Annotated in this window: 16 protein-coding genes; 14 read left to right on the top strand and 2 right to left on the bottom strand. The window is 71.7% G+C overall.

Going from position 1 to position 18225, the window contains the following annotated elements; genetic code table 11:
- Positions 1–32 precede the first annotated feature (32 nt).
- The 11 genes from RUR_RS26885 (at position 33) to RUR_RS26835 (ending at position 12724) form a co-directional block, all read left to right on the top strand.
- Positions 33–1022 carry a DODA-type extradiol aromatic ring-opening family dioxygenase gene (locus tag RUR_RS26885; RefSeq protein ID WP_283137991.1) on the top strand — a complete coding sequence of 330 codons (990 nt, stop codon included), beginning with the start codon at positions 33–35 and terminating at the stop codon, positions 1020–1022.
- Positions 1019–1741: a PIG-L deacetylase family protein gene (locus tag RUR_RS26880; protein ID WP_283137990.1), complete on the top strand. Its 723-nt coding sequence runs from the start codon at positions 1019–1021 to the stop codon at positions 1739–1741. Before RUR_RS26885 ends, RUR_RS26880 begins: the two co-directional genes overlap by 4 nt.
- A complete protein-coding gene (locus tag RUR_RS26875; RefSeq protein WP_283137989.1) occupies positions 1738–2352 on the top strand; it encodes an RraA family protein in 615 nt (204 codons plus the stop codon). Before RUR_RS26880 ends, RUR_RS26875 begins: the two co-directional genes overlap by 4 nt.
- A complete protein-coding gene (locus RUR_RS26870; protein ID WP_283137988.1) occupies positions 2349–4400 on the top strand; it encodes a hydantoinase/oxoprolinase family protein in 2052 nt (683 codons plus the stop codon). The genes RUR_RS26875 and RUR_RS26870 overlap by 4 nt, the downstream gene beginning before the upstream one ends.
- The gene (locus RUR_RS26865) at positions 4397–6049 is read left to right on the top strand and encodes a hydantoinase B/oxoprolinase family protein (RefSeq protein WP_283137987.1); all 1653 of its coding nucleotides are present in this window, start codon (positions 4397–4399) and stop codon (positions 6047–6049) included. The genes RUR_RS26870 and RUR_RS26865 overlap by 4 nt, the downstream gene beginning before the upstream one ends.
- Positions 6050–6117: 68 nt before the next feature.
- Positions 6118–7692: an ABC transporter substrate-binding protein gene (locus RUR_RS26860; RefSeq protein WP_283137986.1), complete on the top strand. Its 1575-nt coding sequence runs from the start codon at positions 6118–6120 to the stop codon at positions 7690–7692.
- Between the two features lie 356 nt (positions 7693–8048).
- Positions 8049–9080, top strand: coding sequence for an ABC transporter permease (locus RUR_RS26855; protein WP_283137985.1), 1032 nt, complete (start codon positions 8049–8051; stop codon positions 9078–9080).
- The gene (locus RUR_RS26850; protein ID WP_283137984.1) at positions 9077–9919 is read left to right on the top strand and encodes an ABC transporter permease; all 843 of its coding nucleotides are present in this window, start codon (positions 9077–9079) and stop codon (positions 9917–9919) included. Before RUR_RS26855 ends, RUR_RS26850 begins: the two co-directional genes overlap by 4 nt.
- Positions 9916–10884 (top strand): ABC transporter ATP-binding protein, encoded by a 969-nt coding sequence (locus RUR_RS26845; protein WP_283137983.1) that lies wholly within the window; start codon positions 9916–9918, stop codon positions 10882–10884. Before RUR_RS26850 ends, RUR_RS26845 begins: the two co-directional genes overlap by 4 nt.
- A complete protein-coding gene (locus tag RUR_RS26840; RefSeq protein ID WP_283137982.1) occupies positions 10872–11876 on the top strand; it encodes an oligopeptide/dipeptide ABC transporter ATP-binding protein in 1005 nt (334 codons plus the stop codon). The genes RUR_RS26845 and RUR_RS26840 overlap by 13 nt, the downstream gene beginning before the upstream one ends.
- The gene (locus RUR_RS26835; protein ID WP_283137981.1) at positions 11873–12724 is read left to right on the top strand and encodes an amidohydrolase family protein; all 852 of its coding nucleotides are present in this window, start codon (positions 11873–11875) and stop codon (positions 12722–12724) included. The genes RUR_RS26840 and RUR_RS26835 overlap by 4 nt, the downstream gene beginning before the upstream one ends.
- 613 nt (positions 12725–13337) lie before the next feature.
- Here the strand turns inward: RUR_RS26835 and RUR_RS26830 are convergent.
- Positions 13338–14279, bottom strand: coding sequence for a LysR family transcriptional regulator (locus tag RUR_RS26830; RefSeq protein ID WP_283137980.1), 942 nt, complete (start codon positions 14277–14279; stop codon positions 13338–13340).
- Between the two features lie 95 nt (positions 14280–14374).
- Here RUR_RS26830 and RUR_RS26825 point away from each other — a divergent pair, with 95 nt between their 5' ends.
- Genes RUR_RS26825 through RUR_RS26815 form a run of 3 tightly spaced genes read left to right on the top strand, consistent with a single transcriptional unit; the run spans position 14375 to position 16892 of the window.
- Positions 14375–15367 carry an amidohydrolase family protein gene (locus RUR_RS26825; RefSeq protein WP_283137979.1) on the top strand — a complete coding sequence of 331 codons (993 nt, stop codon included), beginning with the start codon at positions 14375–14377 and terminating at the stop codon, positions 15365–15367.
- 1 nt (position 15368) lies between these two features.
- Positions 15369–16502 (top strand): M24 family metallopeptidase, encoded by a 1134-nt coding sequence (locus RUR_RS26820; RefSeq protein WP_283137978.1) that lies wholly within the window; start codon positions 15369–15371, stop codon positions 16500–16502.
- Positions 16503–16892 (top strand): RidA family protein, encoded by a 390-nt coding sequence (locus RUR_RS26815; protein WP_283137977.1) that lies wholly within the window; start codon positions 16503–16505, stop codon positions 16890–16892.
- 58 nt (positions 16893–16950) lie between these two features.
- Here the strand turns inward: RUR_RS26815 and RUR_RS26810 are convergent, their stop codons facing one another.
- Entirely contained in the window at positions 16951–18153 is a 1203-nt protein-coding gene (locus RUR_RS26810) for an MFS transporter (protein WP_283137976.1), read from the bottom strand.
- Positions 18154–18225 lie beyond the last annotated feature (72 nt).

Raw genomic sequence — 18225 nt, 5'->3', positions numbered from 1 at the left:
CGCGTCCGCAGGGGCCCAAGGAAGGTACACACATGGCACGACTAGTCCTCGGCCTGGGGGTGTCGCACACCCCGCAGATGAGCATGCCCAGCGAGCTGTGGGCCTCGTACGCCAGGCACGACCGGAAGAACCCCAACCTCGTCTACCACCGGCGCAGATGGGAGTACGACGACCTGGTGGCCGAGCGGGCCGCCGACGGCATCGCCGAGCGGATCGGCGAGGAGGCGTTCGCCGGCCTGCACGCCCGCGCCCAGACCGCGGTGGCCACGCTCGCCGAGACCCTGGCGCGGGTCGCCCCCGACGTGGTCGTGGTGGTCGGCGACGACCACCACGAGCTGTTCAGCGCGGACAGCATGCCCACGTTCGCCGTCTACTGGGGGGACACCGTCCAGGCCATCCCGCCGGAGAAGCTGTGGTTCCCCGAGGTGGCGACCGCCGCCTGGGCCCTGTACGGGGACAAGCCCGAGACCTACCCCTGCCACGCGGGGCTCGGCGAGCACCTCATCCGCCACCTCAACGGCTCCGGCTTCGACGTGGCGCAGGTGCGGGCGCAGCCGCCGGGGGAGTCGATCGGCCACACCGTCGTGCTCGTCCGCAACCGGATCATGGACCGGGCGGCCGAACCCCTGCCGGTCGTGCCGCTGCTGCTCAACACCTACTTCGAGCCCAACCGGCCGACCCCGGCCCGCTGCTGGGCCCTGGGCAAGGCCGTCGCGGCGGCGATCGAGGCCTACCCCGAGGACCTGCGGGTGGCGGTGGTCGCCTCGGGCGGCCTGAGCCACTTCGTGGTGGACGAGGAGATCGACCGCGCGGTGCTGGCCGCGATGAAGGACCGGGACGAGGAGGCCATCGCGGGCCTGTCCGGGGAGGACTTCGTCTCCGGGACCAGTGAGGCCATGGGCTGGCTCACGGTCGGCGGCGCCTGCGCGGCGCTGGACATGGAGGTCGTGGACTACATCCCGGCCTATCGCACCGAGGCCGGAACCGGCTGCGGCATGGCAATGGTGAGGTGGACCCGATGACGAACGCCGGTTCGATGCTGGTGGTCAGCGCGCACGCGGCCGACTTCGTCTGGCGCGCGAGCGGCGCCGTCGCGCTGCACACCGCGGCAGGGGGGACCGCGACCGTGGTCTGCCTCTCCTACGGCGAACGCGGCGAGTCCGGGGACCTGTGGCGCGAGCCCGGTCAGACGGTGGAGGCGGTGAAGGAGCGCCGGCACGCAGAAGGGTCCAAGGCCGCCGCCGAGGTGGGCGCCGAGTACCTGGCGCTGGACCTCGGCGACTACCCGCTGGAGGTCTCCGGTGAAGCGATGCGGCGCCTGGTCGACGTGTATCTGCGGACCCGGCCGGAGGTGCTGCTCGTGCACGCCGCGGCCGACCCCTTCAACCCCGACCACCCGGTCGCCTCGGCCGCCGCGGTCAAGGCGCGGCTGCTCGCCATGGGGGCCGGCGGGGTGCCCGCCGCGTTCCCGACCATCCCGCCCCCGGCCATGTTCGCCTTCGAACCCCACCAGCCGGAGCAGTGCGGTTACAAGCCCGACGTCTACCTGGACATCACCCCGGTGTTCGATCGCAAGCTGGCGGCGATGGCGGCCATGACCTCCCAGTCCTACCTCGCCGGGCACTACCGGGAGCGGGCGGTCCAGCGCGCCTACCAGAGCCGCTACCTCGGCGCGGGCCCCGAGACGGCCCAGGTGGAGACGTTCCAGCGGATGACGCCCGAGCTGAGGGACCGGCTGTGACCGGTTTGGCGGAGCTCGGCGTCTCCACGGTGTACGAGGCCGCGGGCCGCCGGGGCCTGGTGGACGGGCCGCTCATCCGGGTCGTGCCGGGCAGCCGGGTGGCCGGCCCCGCCCGTACCGTGCGCTGCGGCCAGGACGACAACCTCGGCGTCCACCTGGCCCTGGACCGCATCCGGCCGGGGGAGGTGCTCGTGGCGACGATGCCGCGATCGGCTCCCGTGGCCTTGGTGGGCGAGCTGCTCGCCGTACAGGCCAAGGCGCGCGGCGCCGCCGGGTTGCTCCTGGACGCCGCGGTCCGCGACCTGGACGAGCTGGTCGCTCTCGGCCTGCCCGTGTGGGCCCGTTGGGTCAGCCCGCGCGGTGCGGACAAGGCGGTGCCCGGCGAGCCGGACGTCCCGGTCGGGATCGGCGGGGTGACGATCGCGCCGGGCGACGTGGTCGTGCTGGACGGCGACGGCGCGGTGGCGGTGCCCGCCGGCGACGTACCGGTGACGCTGGCGGCGTCCCTGGCCCGGGCGGAGGGGGAGCGGATCCTGCTGCCCCGGCTCGCCGCGGGCGAGGCGACCCTGGACCTGCTCGACCTCAGAACCAAGACGGGAACGGAGCGATGACTGTGGAGACGGCCGGACACCGATACCGGGTGGCCGTGGACATCGGCGGGACCTTCACCGACGCGGTCTGCGTCGACCCCGACGGCACCGTGCGCACGGCCAAGGCGCTGACCGTCCCCGGCCGGCAGGACTCCAGCGTGCTGGAGGCGGTGGAGCGCCTCGGCGTGGGCCTGCCCGAGGTGGGCGACTTCATCCACGGCACCACCACCGCGCTCAACGCCCTGCTGCAGCGGTCCGGCGCCCGGCTGGCGCTGGTGGTCACCGCCGGGTTCCGGGACGTCTACGAGATCGGCCGGGCCGGACGCCCGGAGATGTACAACATCCGGTACCGGCGGCCGGCGATGCTGCTGCGCCGCAGGGACGTGTTCGAGGTGGCCGAGCGGACCGGCGCCGGCGGCGAGGTGCTGATCGCGCCGGACGAGGCCGGGCTGACCGCGCTCGGGGCCGCCCTCGCCCGGGACTACGACGCGGTGGCGGTCTGCTTCCTGCACGCCCACCGGTTCCCCGGGCACGAGCGGCGGGCCAAGGAGCTGATCGCCGCGGCGGCGCCGGGCCTGGCGGTGGTGGCCTCGCACGAGGTGGCCCCGGAGTGGCGGGAGTACGAGCGGTTCTCCACGGCCCTGGTCTCCGCCTACGTCACCCCGAAGATCAGCGACTACCTGGGCCGCCTGGAGAGCCGGCTCGCCGAGGACGGCCTGCCCGGACCTTTGCACGTCATGCAGTCCAACGGCGGGGTGATGACCGCGCAGGCCGGTGTGCGCCGGGCCGTGCAGACGCTGTTCTCCGGACCGGTGGGCGGCACCGTGGCCGGGGTCCGGATCGGGGCCCAGCTCGGCTCCGACCGGCTGATCTGCGTGGACATGGGCGGCACCTCGTTCGACGTCTCGCTGGTGGTGAACGGTGTCGCCGACATCGACGTGGAGTTGGAGATCGAGGGACACCCGGTGCTCACCCCGTCGGTGACCATGTACTCCCTCGGCGCCGGCGGCGGCTCGATCGTGTACGTCGAGTCCGGCGGCCTGCGGGTGGGCCCGGAGTCGGCCGGGGCGGCTCCGGGGCCCGCCTGCTACGGCCGGGGCGGGGAACGGCCCACGATCACCGACGCCAACCTGGTGCTCGGCCGGATCCCCCCGGACACCCACATGGCCGGCACGGTCGCCCTGGACCGCGCCGCCGCCGAACGGGCCCTGGCCCGGGTCGGTGCCGAGCTGGGCCTGACCGCGACCCGCCTGGCCGAGGGCGCGGTGGCGGTGGCGGACGCCGCCATGGCCGACGCCATCCGGGAGCTGACCGTGGCCCGCGGCACAGATCCGCGCGACTTCGACCTGCTCGCCTTCGGCGGCGCGGGGCCGCTGCACGCCGCCGCGCTCGCCGAGGAGCTGGCGATCCCCCGGGTCGTCGTCCCCGCCTCGCCCGGCACCCTGTCCGCCTGGGGCATGCTCCAGGCCGACGTCCGGCACGACCTGGTGCGGCCGTTCTTCGCCGTCCTGACGGGGGCGCCGGGCGTCCGGGTGCCGGGTGAGCGGATGGCCGCCGAGTTCGGCGCGCTCCGGGACGAGGCGCGGGAACTGCTCGCCGCCGAGAGCGTGGAGCGGTCCCGGATGGTGCTGCGGGGCGCGGCCGACCTGCGCTACGCGGGCCAGGAGTACACCCTCACCGTGCCGGTGCCCGACCGGGTGGACGACGCGGCACTGGAGACCCTCGCCGTCGGCTTCCACCTGGCGTATCGGGAGCGATACGGGCACAGCAACCCGGCCGAGGCGGTGGAGCTCGTCAACCTGCGCCTCGCCGCGATCGGGGTCCGCCCCCGCCCGGGGACCTCGCCGATCGGCGCCGGGCCCGAGCCGGTCCCGATCCGGCGGACCCGGGCCGTCTTCGCCGGTACCGAGCACGACACCGCCGTCTACGACCGTACCGACCTGGGGTCCGGCACATGTCTGGCCGGCCCGTGCGTCGTGCTGGAGGCCGGATGCACCACGCTGGTCCCCCCGGGCTGGCAGGCCACCGTCACCGAGCACGGCCATCTGATTCTGGAGAGGCTCTCATGACCGTCGTCTCGCCGCCGGAGCACGCCGTGGATCCGGTCACCGTCGAGGTGGTCCGGAACGCGTTCTCCTCGATCGCCCGGCAGATGAACAACAACCTGGCCCGGTCGGCCTACACGCCGATCATCTACGAGATGAAGGACTGCTCGGTCGGCGTCTTCGACCGCAAAGGCAGGCTGCTCGGCCAGTCCCCGGGGTTGCCGATGTTCCTCGGCAACCTGGAGACGGGCATCAAGGTCACCACCGAGATGCTGGGCGGGACCGAGCACTACCGTCCCGGCGACGTGTTCATGGTCAACGACCCCTACCTGGTCGGCAGCCACACCTACGATGTGACGATCTTCTCGCCGATCTTCCTCGGGGACCGGCTGGTCGGCTTCGGCGCCACCAAGGCCCACTGGATCGACATCGGCGCCAAGGAGGCCGGGCGCCCCGTCGACACGACCGAGATCTACCAGGAGGGCTACCGCTTCGGCCCGACCTACGTCTACCGGGCGGGCGAGCCGCAGACGCAGATGCTGGACTACATCACCCGCAACAGCCGGCTCCCGCGGTCGGTCTGGGGCGACCTGCACGCCCAGATCTCCGCGTGCCGTACGGGCGAGCGCCGGATGGTCGAGCTCTGCGAGCGGTTCGGGGTCGACGTGGTGGAGGCCGCGGCGGAGGAGATCTTCGCCCAGTGCGAGCGGCTCGACCGGGAGGCGGTCGTCGCCGTGCCGGACGGCGTCTACCGGGCCGAGGGCGCGATGGACTCCGGCGGGCCGGGCCTGCCCCCGGTCCCGGTGAAGGTCACCGTGACCGTGTCCGGGGATCGGATGACGATCGACCTGACCGGGTCGGGCGGCCCCACCGCGGGGTCGGTCAACTCCCCGCTGCCCGGCACCGTGGCCGGGGCCCGGCTGGCGTACAAGTGCCTGATCAACCCGAATGTCCCGGTCACCGACGGCACGTTCCGGAACCTGTCCGTCGTGGCGCCGCCGGGCACGGTCTTCAACGTCGCCGAGCCGCACGCGACGATCTACTACTACCCGCCGCTCGGGCTCATGATCGACCTGGTGATCCGGGCGCTCGCCGACGCGCTGCCCGACGCCGTGGTCGCCGGGCAGCCCGCCGACCCGATGAACGTGACGTTCGTCGGCACGCTCCCGGACGGCGGCCGGTACGTCACCGGGGAGGCGACCGCGGTCGGCTGGGGGGCCTCCTCGTCGGGGGACGGCGCCAACGGCATGATCAACTACGGCGCGGGGGACCTGAAGAACTACCCGGTCGAGGTGCTGGAGTCGCGGTACCCGATCCGGGTGCTCCGGTACGGCCTGCGGGACGGCTCCGGCGGGGAAGGCCGGTTCCGGGGCGGCCTCGGCATCGTCCGGGAGTACGAGACCCTCGCCGAGGAGACCTACCTGTCGCTCTGGCTGGAGCGGTCGACGCTACCCGGCTGGGGACTGCACGGGGGCGGCGACGGCGCGCCCACCCACGGGGAGATCGTCACCGGCGACGTGCGCGAGACGGTGCTGAAGACGGGGGCCAGGCGGCTGGCGAAGGGAGCGCGGGTCCTGGTGATGACCGGTGGCGGGGGCGGCTACGGGTCGCCCGCGCTGCGGGACCCGGAGTCGCTTGCCGCGGACCTTGCGGATGGATATGTCCAAGACTAGCCGGACATTTCGGATAAAGCGGGACCGGATACTCTGCAACGGCCCACACCCCTCTAGGAGGTGACGTCATGCGGAGTCGGCTTGTGGTCATCGCGGTGGCCGCCCTTGTGGCGCTGACAGGATGTACCCAGGTGACGCCGCCGGGTGAGAGGAAGGCCGCCGCCGTGTCCGCGGTCTTCTCCAACATCGCGGAGGCCAAGACACTCGACCCCCACCTGGCCTTCTCGTCGGAGGCGGCCCTCTTCGCCAGGCAGGCCTACGAGGGCCTGCTGGAGTACGAGCCCGGCGGGACCAAGGTCCGCCCGGCGCTCGCGGTGAAGTGGGAGGGCTCGGCCGACGCCACGACCTACACGCTCACGCTCCGCACCGGTGTGAAATTCCACGACGGGTCGGCTCTGGACTCGGGGGTGGTCAAGGCCAGCGTCGACCGGCTTCTCGGGATCAACCAGGGCCCGGCCACGCTTTTCGTGGGTGTGGACGCGGTGGAGACACCGGCCCCGGACACCGTGGTCTTCAAACTCAAGCGGCCCGACGCCTTCTTCCCCGGCTCGCTCCCCAAGCTGCCGATCGTCTCCAAGAAGGCGACGGAGGCGCACCGGACCGACGCCGACCCCTGGGCCAAGGACTGGTTCGCGGCCAACGCGGCGGGCAGCGGGCCGTACACCCTCGGCTCCTGGGAACGCGGTAAGGCGATCAACCTCACCGCCTTCGAGGGCTACTGGCAGAGATTCGAGCCGGGGACGCCGACCAAGGTCACCCTGCGCACCGACCCCGACGTCACCACCGCGGTCCAGCTGATGTGCCAGGGCAAGGTGGACATGATCGGCGGCATCGGGACCGACCAGACCGAACAGGCGGCGGCGTGCCCCGACGTCAAGGCGGTGGAGCAGCCGCGGCTCGGCGTGAACACGGTCTTCTTCAACCTGGCGGCCAAGGGCCCGGTCGCCGACGTGCGGGTCCGCAAGGCCATCTCCCTCGCGGTGGACTACAAGGCATACCTGGAGTACTTCAAGGGGCGGGCCCAGGAGTCGCGCGGCCCGCTGCCGCCGTCCACGGTGTCGTTCGAGCCGCGGTTCCCGGTGTTCTCCCAGAACCTGGCGGAGGCCAGGCGGCTGCTCGCCGAGGCGGGCCACCCCAAGGGCGGGTTCACGATCAGCTACCTCGGGCTGAAGGGCCTGGCCTGGGAGGAGTTCTTCGGCACGCTCCTGGCCGAGAACCTCAAGCCGCTCGGGATCACCGTCAAGCAGACCCTGGTGGCCTGGCCGCAGATGGTCTCGCTGCAGGGCAACCCCGAGACCGCGCACGACCTGTCGTTCGTGGTGCTGAACATGGTCACCCCGGATCCGACCTCGATCCTGCGCAACTACACGACCGCGGCCCGGGCCGACAAGGGCGGGCTGAACTGGGCCTACCACTCCGACAAGGCGCTCGACGCCGGGCTCGGCGAGATCAGCGGCACGTTGGACGAGACCGCGCGGACGGCGGCGCTGCGGAAGGTCCAGGAGTCGATCATCGAGAACCAGGTGGCGATCTGGCTGCCCGCGGCCGACATCTACCAGCCCGTCCGGAAGAAGTGGACCGTCAGCTACGAACCCATCGACTTCGTGGTGCTCGTCCGGTTCTTCTACACCCGGCAGGCATGAATCCGCGCTAGTAAGGACTTACATTGACAAAACGGATGGGATAGATGTTTCTCCCCGACTAGCGTATAAAGATCAAAGGACTCCCGGGCCCGGCGACCGCCGACCGGATCGGCTCGGCCACCCCACCTGACGTGGCCGTTTCCCGCCGGGCTCGCCCGGGACCCCCTCGGCCCACCCCATCCCCCAACCACCCGGCCCTCGCCCCGAACACGGCCCGGACCCACCCGAGCCCGCCGGTCACCCGCTCCTGGAGCGACCTCCCCGGCGGTGTCGACCCTCCGCCGGACATCCCCGCCCGACACCGTCACCCACACCCATCGCCGGTCGTGCCGCGCTGCGGCGGAAGGGAGCGAGCCATGCGGCCACCGGTCGCCCGACGGCTGCTCAAGCCGGTCACCGGGTTGGCCTGGATCCTGGTGGTGGTGTGGAGCGCGGTGTCCGTCACGTTCCTGCTCAGCCGGATCGTGCCCGCCGACCCGGCCAGGCTCGCCGCAGGGCTGGACGCCGGCCCCGAGCAGGTGGCGCAGGTCCGGGCCGAGATGGGGCTCGACCAGCCTCTGATCGTGCAGTACGGGCGCTATCTGGGTGACCTGCTCACCGGTGACCTCGGGCGATCGGTGCAGACCCGGCAACCCGTCCTGGACGACCTGCTCTCCGCGCTGCCCGCCTCCCTGGAGCTGATCCTCGTCTCCTCCCTGATCTACGCGGTGCTCGGGGTGCTCGCCGGGATCGCCTGGGCCTACTGGCCCCGCGGACCGCACACCCTGCTCCTGCGCCTCGGCGCCGTGGTCGGGGTGGCCGTACCGGTGTTCTGGGTGGGGCTCCTGCTGCAGATCGTCTTCGCCGGGCGGCTCCGGTGGTTCCCGGTCGCGGGCAACTTCGACTTCGAGGGCACCGGGGTGCCCCGGGTGACCGGGATGGGGCTGGTGGACACCGCCCTCACCGGCGACCTCACGCTGGTGGGCGAGGCGCTGCGCACGCTCGCGCTCCCCGTGACCACCCTGGTCGTCACGCATTTCGCGGTGGCGATGACGCTGATGCGCTCCTCGCTGGAGGAGCAGCTCCGGCGACCCTACGTCCGTACCGCCCGCGCCCGGGGCGTCAAGGAGCGGCGGATCGTCTTCGCCGACGCGCTGCGCAACGCGCTCAACCCGGTGGTGACCATGCTCGGCCTCCAGCTCGGCTGGAGCCTCGGCGGTGTGGTGATCATCGAGGTGATCTTCTCCTGGCCGGGCCTCGGGCTCTACGCCTACCACGCCTTCTCCGCCTTCGACTACAACGCGATCATGGCTGTCACCCTCCTCTCCACGGTCGCCTTCGTCCTGATCAACGCGCTGGTCGGCGCGATCTACCCGCTGCTCGACCCGCGGCTCAAGGAGGCGCGATGACCACGACGGAGCCCACCTCCGGCGCGGTAGGCGGGTGGCGCCGCCCCACCCCGACCGAGCTCTGGGCGGGCGCCACCGTCCTGGTGATCGCCGTGCTGCTCATCGCCCCCGGCTGGATCGCCCCCCTCGACCCCTACCGGCTCGACGTCTCCCAGCGGTTCCGGCCACCCGGGGCCGGGCACCTGTTCGGCACCGACGACGCCGGCCGCGACATCTTCAGCCGGGTCGTGTACGGCGCCCGCAACTCCATCGGGGCCGCCCTGATCGTGGTCACCGTCGCCGCCGTGTTCGGCGTGGTGTACGGCGCGGCGGCCGCCTGGTCCGGCGGGATCCTCGACCGGATCCTCATGCGGGTCGTGGACCTGTTCCTCGCCTTCCCCTACCTGGTTTTCGCGATGGCCGTCGCCGCCTCCCTGGGCCGCGGCCTCACCGCCGCGCTGGTCGCCCTGACGGTGCTCTGGTGGCCGAGCTACGCCCGGATGGTCCGCGGCCAGGTGATCTCGCTGCTCCGGGACCGGCACGTCCGCGCCGCGCGCACCCTGGGCGCCTCCGGCCCGCAGATCCTGCGCTGGCACGTGGTGCCGCACACCTACGACGCGGTGCTCGTCCGGTACACCCTCGACCTCGGCCAGGCCCTGGTCGCGCTGACCGGCCTCTCCTTCCTCGGCCTCGGGGCCCAGCCGCCCACCCCCGAGTGGGGCCTGATGATCGCGGACGCCAAGCAGTACGCCCTCACCGCCTGGTGGGCCGCGGTTCTCCCCGGCGCCGTGGTCTTCCTGACCGCGCTGAACTTCATGTCCCTCGGCGATCGGATGCGCCGGGCGGGAGGAACCCGATGAGCCCGATCCTGTCGGTGCGCGGCCTGACCGTCCGCTACCCCGGCACCGCCCGCCCCGCCGTCGAAGGCGTCGGCTTCGACCTGGAGCCGGGGGCGACCGTGGCCGTGGTCGGCGAGTCCGGGAGCGGCAAATCCACCGTCGCCCTGGCGGTGAGCCGGCTGCTCGGCCCCGCCGTCGCCGTCCGGGCCGAGACGATGACCTTCGAAGGGCGCGACCTGCTCGGCCTGGGCCGTGAGGAGCTGCGCCGGCTCCGGGCCGGCCGGATCGCCATGGTCTTCCAGTCCCCGTCCGGCTCCTGGAACCCCACCCGCACCATCGGCGCCCAGCTCGTCGACGGGCTGCGCGCCGCCGGACGGTGGCCCGAGCGCCGGGACGCGTTGGTCGCGCTGCTCAGCCGGGTCGGGATCCACGACCCCGAGAGCCGGCTGAACGACTACCCGCACCGGTTCAGCGGCGGCATGCTGCAGCGGGCGATGATCGCCGGAGCGCTGGTGACCGAGCCGAGCCTGCTCATCGCCGACGAGCCGACCAGCGCCCTGGACACCACGGTGCAGGCCGAGATCCTGGAGATCCTCGACGAGCTCCGCGCCGAACGCGACCTCGCGATGATCCTGATCAGCCACGACCTCGGGGTGGTGGCCCGCCTGGCCCGGCACACCCTGGTGCTGTACGGCGGGCGGACGGTGGAGCGGGGACCCACCGCGGAGATCTACCGGCACCGCGGCCACCCCTACACGCAGGGGCTGCTCGCGGCCGTACCCCGGCTGGACGGGCCGCGCAAGACACCCCTGCCCGCGATGGCCCAGGGCCCGGTCGCACACTCGGGCTGCGTGTTCGCGCCCCGCTGTCCCCGCGCCGAGGACCGCTGCCGGACGTCGGAGCCCGCCCTGCGCCCGGTGGGCGGGATCGAGGTGGCGTGCCATCTCGCCGGGGAGCCGGGGAGGGAACCCGCATGGCGGATGTGACCCCGCTGCTGGAACTGCGGAACCTCCGCAAGACCTTCATCGCCGGCGCCCGTACGGTGCAGGCCGTCCGGGACGTGTCGTTCACCGTCGGCCCCGGCGAGATCGTCGGCCTGGTCGGGGAGTCCGGCTCCGGCAAGTCCACCGTGGCCGACCTCGTCCTCGGTCTTGAACGTCCCGACTCCGGGGAGATCTTTTACGGCGGGCGGCCGCTTCCCGAGCTGCTGGCCGGATCGGGCCGGGGCTACCGCGCCGCCGTCCAGGCGGTCTTCCAGGACAGTGTGCAGGCGATGGACGGCCGCAAGACCGTCGGCTGGTCGATCGCCGAGCCCCTCGTCATCCACAAGGTCGCCCGCGGGGCGGCGCTGCGGGCCCGCGTCGCCGAACTGCTCCGCGCGGTCCACCTGGACCCCGCGCTGGCCGGCCGGTACCCGCACCAGATCTCCGGCGGCCAGGCCCAGCGGGCCGGGATCGCCCGGGCACTGGCGTTGAAACCGGCCCTGCTCGTCTGCGACGAGGCCGTGTCCGCGCTGGACGTCTCGGTGCAGGCGCAGATCGTCAACCTCTTCCTGGAGATCCAGGAGCGGTACGGCACCGCGATGCTCTTCATCGGCCACTCCCTGCCGGTGGTCCGCCACCTCGCCGACCGCATGGTCGTGATGTACGCCGGGGCCGTGGCCGAGCAGGGGCCCGCCGAACAGGTCTGCTCCGCGCCGCGGCATCCGTACACCCGGCTCCTCATCGACTCCGCGCCGTCCTTCGAACCCGGGCCGAGCCCGGCCGGTCCACGGCGGACCCGCGGGGAGGGACTGCCCGCCGCCGGGTGCCGGTTCGCCCCGCGCTGCCCCCTGGTGACCGACACGTGCCGCACCGCCGACCCCGCCCCGCGCGAGGTCGGCGCCGGCCACAGCTCCGCCTGCCTGCGCGCGGGCGAGCTCACGGTCGCCGAGACCCGACCATCGCGATTCAGCACCGAGAAACGGAGACCAGGGTGAGCGACCCGCGCATCGTCGACGCGCGCAGCCGGCCGCCGATAGCGGCGTTCCTGCCCGACCGGACCTACGTCAATCTGGAGCGGACCCTTCGCAACGTCCGGGCCCGGGGATGGACCCCGGCCCCTGCCATGGAGGGGAAGGACCTAGACGGCTACCTCGCCGAGTGCGCCGCCGCGGGTATCGTGCGGGCCGGGATACCCGCCCGGGCCCCCAACAGGTGGTGGGGCGGGCAGGGCAACGCCCCGGTTTTCGCCGCCTGCGCGGAGCGGCCCGGGTTCTTCTTCGGCTACGCCGCCGTCGACCCGTTCGCCGAAGGCGCGGCCGACTCGGTGGCCGGGCTCCGCGACTCCGGCGCCCGGGCGATCGTCCTGGAACCCGGCGTCGCCGACGAACCCGCCTACGTGGACGACCCCCGGATCGACCCGGTGTACGAGGCGAGCCTGGCGGCCGGGCTGCCCGTCCTGCTCATGGGCGGCGGGGAGACCGGGCCCGACCTGTCCTTCAGCGACCCGCTCCGCTTCGAGCGGGTGGCGATCCGCTTCCCCGGCCTGCCGCTGGTCAACGTGCACGGGGGGTGGCCGCACGCCCAGGCCGCCCTCGGCGTCGCCTTCCGCCGCCCCAACGTCTGGATGCTGCCCGACGTCTACTTCCCCGGCCTCCCCGGCGAACACGACTACGTGCTGGCGATGCGCACCTACCTGGCGGACCGCTTCCTCTTCGCCACCGGCTACCCCTTCTGCCCGGTCCAGGCCACCGTGGACAGATACCTGTCCTTCGGCCTCCCCGACGAAACCCTGGAAAACGTGCTGTACCACAACGCCGTACGGCTTTTCGGCCTCGACTTGTAATCCCCCAGGTGCCCACCCTGTGAGAATGGGCCGGGGCAAGCCACAGCCGTTAAGCCTGAGGTTTCTTGCGGGGTTCCCGGGTCACGGTTGTAAGTACGGCTGGATTTTAGGGTCGGGCGCGCTACGTACGCACTTCTCGCGCCGCGTTTTTTGCGGCGCGAGAATGCGCGCGCGGTTCGTGCCGCGCGCTTTTTGTGCGGCTCGAACCTCGCGGTCAATGTCAGAAAATACAGGCTTGTGAGAGTGGTTTCTCTTAAGGCGGTCCGCACGTCCAGGTTGTGACCTCGACCACGCATACTGGGCCGGGCAGGTAGCTGTGCCCCCGGTCACAACCGTGGACGTGCGAACCGCCTTAAGCGAGGTTGAGCTTAAGGACCTGTATTTTTTAACATTGACCGCGAGGTCTGTGCCGCACAAAAAGCGCGCGGCACAGACCTCGCGCGCATTCTCGCGCCGCAAAGTACGCGGCGCGAGAAGTGCGTACGTAAATGGTCGAGCACCTAGGATCCAGCCGTGCTTACACCACAACCCGGAAGTCCCGTAAGAAACTCAGGCTTACCGGCAGTGGCCTTTTTGGCTATTTCTTCCCGGCCAGGCGCAGCCCGTATCGGTGCTAGGGGGTGGAACGGTCCGTTTCTGGGGGCCAGGTGCCCTGTGGGGGGAGGCGTTCGCGGGCGAGGTGGAGGAGTTTTTCGATGGTTTTGCGGCGGGGGGTGTCGGAGCGGTACAGGGCGGAGAGGACGCGGCGCGGCTTGTAGGCTTCGTCGATCTCCACGACGTGCACGTTGTGGTAGAGCAGCGTCACCGCGCGGGGGACCACGGTGATGCCCATGCCCAGCTCGACGAAGCGGAGCGCCATCTCCAGCCAGCCGGTCTCGATGGCGGGGGAGACCGAGACGCCGGCCCGGGCGAAGAAGTCGTCCAGCACGGTGCGCAGGGAGTATTGCCGGGGGAAGAGCACGAGCCGCTGGTCGCGGAGGGCGGACAGCGGCACCGCCCCGTCGGCGGTGAACGGATGCCCGTCCGGCACGATGATCACCCAGTCGTCCTCGAAGAGCGTGTGGACCTCGACCCCGGTGCCCGGCGCCACGGCCAGCCCGCCCTCGCCCAGGCTGGCGATGCCCAGGTCCAGCTGGCCGATGCTCACCTTCAGGAAGATCTCCGCGGTGGTGATGTCCTCGATCCGGATGTCGTACCGCTGCGGCGAGCCGGTCAGCCCGGCCAGCACCTCGGGCAGCCAGACCAGCAGCGGCCCCATGGTGACCCCCAGGCGGAGCGGGCGGCCCCGGTGGCGCTGCAGGGATCTGGCGGACTGCTCCAGCTCGTTGGCGACGCTCAGCAGCATCATCGCCTGGTCGAAGAGCGCCTCCCCGTGCGCGGTGAGCCGGGCGCCGTGGCGGCCGCGGTCGAAGAGCCGGCAGCCCAGCTGCCGCTCCAGCATGAGGATCTGCTCGCTGAGCGCCGACTGGGTCACGTGCAACGAGGCGGCCGCCGCGGTGAAGCTGCCCCGCTGGGCGATTTCCACGAAGTACCGGTAATGCCTGAGCTCCGCCATTCCCGCAGCGTACGCGATACCATCGGCGGCTCCGATGGTTCGCATCGGCACTCCGCGTTGGACGCCGCCGGGCGCCGGTTCCTACCGTCGAAGACATGCAGATCATTGACGTGCACGGGCACATCAGTGCCCCACTGGCCCTGTACGCCTACCAGGCTCAGCTGATAGCCAGTAAGGGCTTTCACGGCAAGGGCCGTCCCGCCTGCTCCGAGGAGGAGGTCGTCGAGGCCGCCAAGCCGCACATCGAGCTGCTGCGCAAGCTGAACGTGGACACCCAGTTCATCTCGCCCCGGCCGTTCGCGATGATGCACTCGCAGAAGCCCGAGCGGATCGTGCACTGGTACACCGAGCACGTCAACGACATGATCCACAAGCAGGTCACGGCGTACCCGGACGTGTTCGCGGGGGTCGCCGGCCTGCCGCAGTCGGCCGGGGTGAGCCCGGCGGCGGTCGTGGCCGAGCTGGAGCGCTGCGTCACCGAGCTCGGCTTCATCGGATGCGTGATCAACCCGGACCCGGGCGAGGGAGACTACGCGACCCCGCCGCTCGGCGACGAGTGGTGGTACCCGCTCTACGAGAAGATGACGGAGCTGGACGTCCCGGCGCTGATCCACAGCGCGGGGTGCGCCAACCCTCGGGAGTCCTACTCCAACCATTTCATCACCGAGGAGAGCATCGCGATCCTCTCCCTGGTGGAGTCGCGGGTCTTCACCGACTTCCCGAACCTGAAGCTCATCGTGGCCCACGGGGGAGGCTCGATCCCGTACCAGATCGGGCGGTGGCGGGCGCAACGGCTGCAGAAGAACGCCGAGTCCTTCGACGACAGCCTGCGCCGCCTCTGGTTCGACACCGTGCTGTACAGCCCGGAGGCGCTGGAGCTGCTGCTCAAGGTGGTGGGAACGGACCGCTGCCTGTTCGCCACCGAGGCCCCCGGCATCGGCTCCGGCTTCGACCCCGCCGTGGGCCGTACGCTCGACGACCTCAAGCCGGTGGTCGAGGGGATCGGGTGGCTCTCGGAGGAGCAGCGCGGCGACGTGTTCCACGGCAACGCGCGCGCGGTGTTCAGCCGCTGGAAGCCGGTCGGCTGAGATGGGCCTGGACCACGCGGGACGCAGGGCCCGCTTTTCCGACGCGCTCGCCGCGGCCGGGGTCGACCTCGCCTTCTGCCCGCCCTCGGGGGACCTGGAGTACCTGACCGGGTTCCCCCGGCGGCTCGCCTCGTTCGGCAACTTCGAGTACGCCAACCAGTGGGTGGCGGGGGCGCTCTTCCGTCCCGGCACCGAGCCGGTCTATGTGATCCCGCAGGGGTACGCCGCCTTCAACCTGCCCGGTGGCGTGAACGGCGAGGTGGTCGCGGTCGCCAACGCCGACGACGCGGCCGCGATCTTCGCGGGACTGCTCCGGCGCGGCGGCGCGCCCCGTACCGTCGCGGTGTCGGCGCGGGCGATGGGCGCCACCGTGGTGCGTATCCTGCAGGCGCTGCCCGAGGTGCGCCTGGTCGACCTGGACACCGTGCTGGGGCCGCTGCGCCGGGTGAAGTCCGCGGACGAGCTGGCGGCGCTGGAACGCGCCAGTCTCATCTGCGACACGGTCATGGCCGAGATCACTTCCAGCGTCGCGGCCGGGACGACCGAGCTGGAGATCGCCTCCGAGGTCGACTACCTGATGCGCAGGCACGGCGGGCGTACCCCCTCCTTCGACACGGGGGTGTTCGCCATGGGACCGGGGGACGGGCGGGACGCCACCACGCGGGTCAGCGTCAACGCGCTGGTCGAGGGTCTGGGCGTCTCGTTCGACTTCGGTACGGTCGTGGACGGCTACTGCTCCGACTTCGGCCGGACGATCCAGCTCGGTGAGCCGGGCCCGGAGTACCGGGAGGTCTACGAGATCGTCATCGCGGCGCAGGCCGCCGGGATCGCCGCGGCGATCCCGGGGAACACGGCCGCCGAGGTGCACCGGGCCACCCGGCAGGTGATCGTGGACGCCGGTTACGGCGACTGGTTCCGCCACCGTACCGGCCACTGCATCGGCCTGGACACCCACGAGCGGCCGTTCATCTCCGAGGAGGACCACACGGTGCTGGAAGAGGGCATGACGTTCACGATCGAGCCGTCGGTGTTCCGGCCCGGCCGGGTCGGCGCCCGGGTGGAGGACCTGTTCGTCTGCGAGCCGGGTGGGGCGCGGAGCCTGAACCGGTACCACCGCGACATGGTGGTGGTCTGAGTGGGCAGGCGCCGTCAGGTGATCGACGTGCCGGGGGTCCGGCACGGCACCGCCCCGATTCCGATGGCGGTGCGGACCGGGAACATGGTCTACTCCAGCGGCATCCACGGCATGGACCCGGAGACGGGTGAGGTCCCGGCGGACCCGGCCCGCCAGGTCGAGCTGGTCTTCCGGCACATGCGCACGATCGTGGAGAACGCCGGGGGCGGTACGGACGACATCGCGATGGTGATCTTCAACGTGGTCGGCGACGAGCTCAGGCCGCTGGTGAACGACGAGTGGATCAAGATGTTCCCGGACGACGACGACCGTCCGGCCCGCAACACCCACATCATGCCGCTCGGTATGGGCATGGTCATCCACGTCCTGATGACCGCGGTCCTGGAGTGATCGCGCCGGTGTGACCAAGGGGCAGGGGAAACCCTGCCCCTTGGTCGTGCGCGGTGTCTCAGTCGTGCGCGGAGTCGCCGAGAGCCGGTCGCTCGCGGAGCAGGACCGAGCCGCCCAGGCCGACCACGATCGCGAGCACCCCGCACAGGAACGCGAACGCGTAGGCGTTCTGCGCGCCGTACATGTCGGTGAGGCGTCCGCCGGCCCACGCCCCGATCGCCACCCCGAAACCCACCGCGGTGGAGACCCAGGCCATGCCCTCGGTGAGCATGTGCGACGGGACCAGGCGCTCGATCAGCGCGTAGCCGCTGATGATCGTCGGAGAGATGGCGAAACCGGCCACGAACAGGTAGGCGCCCATCAGCCACAGCTCGTCGATGAACAGGATCGGGGTGAGCCCGACGGCGAAGAGGCCGAGCGCCCGGATGTAGCGGGTCTGCAGCGGGACCTGCCAGCGGCGGGCGCCGTACCAGAGCCCGGAGACCATGCTCCCGGCCGCGAAGGCCCCGAGGAGAAGCCCCGCGAGGCCCTTGGCGCCCTCCTCCTCGGCGAAGGCGACGGTGATCAGGTCGACGGAGCCGAAGACCGAGCCCATCGCCAGGAAGACCACCGAGAGCAGGGCGACCCCGGGGATGGTGATCGGGGAGCCCTTGGCCCGGCCCTCGGTCCGGACCGGCGGCTCGGTGCGGCGCATGAAGGCGAAGGCGAGGGTCCCGCCGAGGGTGAGCACCAGGGTGAGGATCAACCCGGCGTAGGGGTCGACCAGGGTGGCGAGCCCGGTGATCAGGGCCGGGCCGCCGACGAAGACCACCTCGTCGACGACGGACTCGAAGGAGAAGGCGGTGTGCAGGCGCGGGGAGCCCTGCAGCACATGCGCCCACCGCGCCCGCACCATGGAGGTGAGGGAGACCGCGGCGCCGCCGGTGACCACCCCGGTCAGGAAGAGCGTCCAGACCGGGGCGCCGACCTTCGCGCAGAGCATCATCGCGGACAGGCCCGCCCCGTGCAGCAGGATCATGGGGACGAGTACCCGGCGCTGCCCGAACCGGTCCGCCAGGCGGCCCGAGAGCGGCGCGCTCACCGCGAAGGAGAGGGACACGATCGCCGCGACGGCGCCCGCCGTGGCATACGATCCCGTGATGGCGGAGATGAGGAGCACGACACCGAGCCCGAGCATCGACATGGGCATCCGCCCGATGAAGCCCGCCAGCACGAATCCCTTAGCCCCGGGCACCTCGAACAACTCCCGGTACGCCCTCATCCCCCGTCCTTCCCCAACCGCATGTGCACCCAACGATCCTTATGGAGACCTTCGCGGCGATGCAAATGATTT

The organism is Rhizohabitans arisaemae (assembly GCF_025996515.1).
GTDB classification, from domain to species: domain Bacteria; phylum Actinomycetota; class Actinomycetes; order Streptosporangiales; family Streptosporangiaceae; genus Rhizohabitans; species Rhizohabitans arisaemae.
This window is presented reverse-complemented; position numbering and strand designations above follow the sequence as displayed.

Bases quoted from the DNA above. Each gene is read 5' to 3' on its own strand.
- RUR_RS26820 (WP_283137978.1), top strand. From the start codon at position 15,369: ATGGGCCTGGACCACGCGGGACGCAGGGCCCGCTTTTCCGACGCGCTC.
- RUR_RS26845 (WP_283137983.1), top strand. From the start codon at position 9,916: ATGAGCCCGATCCTGTCGGTGCGCGGCCTGACCGTCCGCTACCCCGGC.
- RUR_RS26860 (WP_283137986.1), top strand. From the start codon at position 6,118: ATGCGGAGTCGGCTTGTGGTCATCGCGGTGGCCGCCCTTGTGGCGCTG.
- RUR_RS26880 (WP_283137990.1), top strand. From the start codon at position 1,019: ATGACGAACGCCGGTTCGATGCTGGTGGTCAGCGCGCACGCGGCCGAC.
- RUR_RS26855 (WP_283137985.1), top strand. From the start codon at position 8,049: ATGCGGCCACCGGTCGCCCGACGGCTGCTCAAGCCGGTCACCGGGTTG.
- RUR_RS26865 (WP_283137987.1), top strand. From the start codon at position 4,397: ATGACCGTCGTCTCGCCGCCGGAGCACGCCGTGGATCCGGTCACCGTC.
- RUR_RS26870 (WP_283137988.1), top strand. From the start codon at position 2,349: ATGACTGTGGAGACGGCCGGACACCGATACCGGGTGGCCGTGGACATC.
- RUR_RS26830 (WP_283137980.1), bottom strand. From the start codon at position 14,279: ATGGCGGAGCTCAGGCATTACCGGTACTTCGTGGAAATCGCCCAGCGG.
- RUR_RS26850 (WP_283137984.1), top strand. From the start codon at position 9,077: ATGACCACGACGGAGCCCACCTCCGGCGCGGTAGGCGGGTGGCGCCGC.
- RUR_RS26885 (WP_283137991.1), top strand. From the start codon at position 33: ATGGCACGACTAGTCCTCGGCCTGGGGGTGTCGCACACCCCGCAGATG.
- RUR_RS26825 (WP_283137979.1), top strand. From the start codon at position 14,375: ATGCAGATCATTGACGTGCACGGGCACATCAGTGCCCCACTGGCCCTG.
- RUR_RS26840 (WP_283137982.1), top strand. From the start codon at position 10,872: ATGGCGGATGTGACCCCGCTGCTGGAACTGCGGAACCTCCGCAAGACC.
- RUR_RS26810 (WP_283137976.1), bottom strand. From the start codon at position 18,153: ATGAGGGCGTACCGGGAGTTGTTCGAGGTGCCCGGGGCTAAGGGATTC.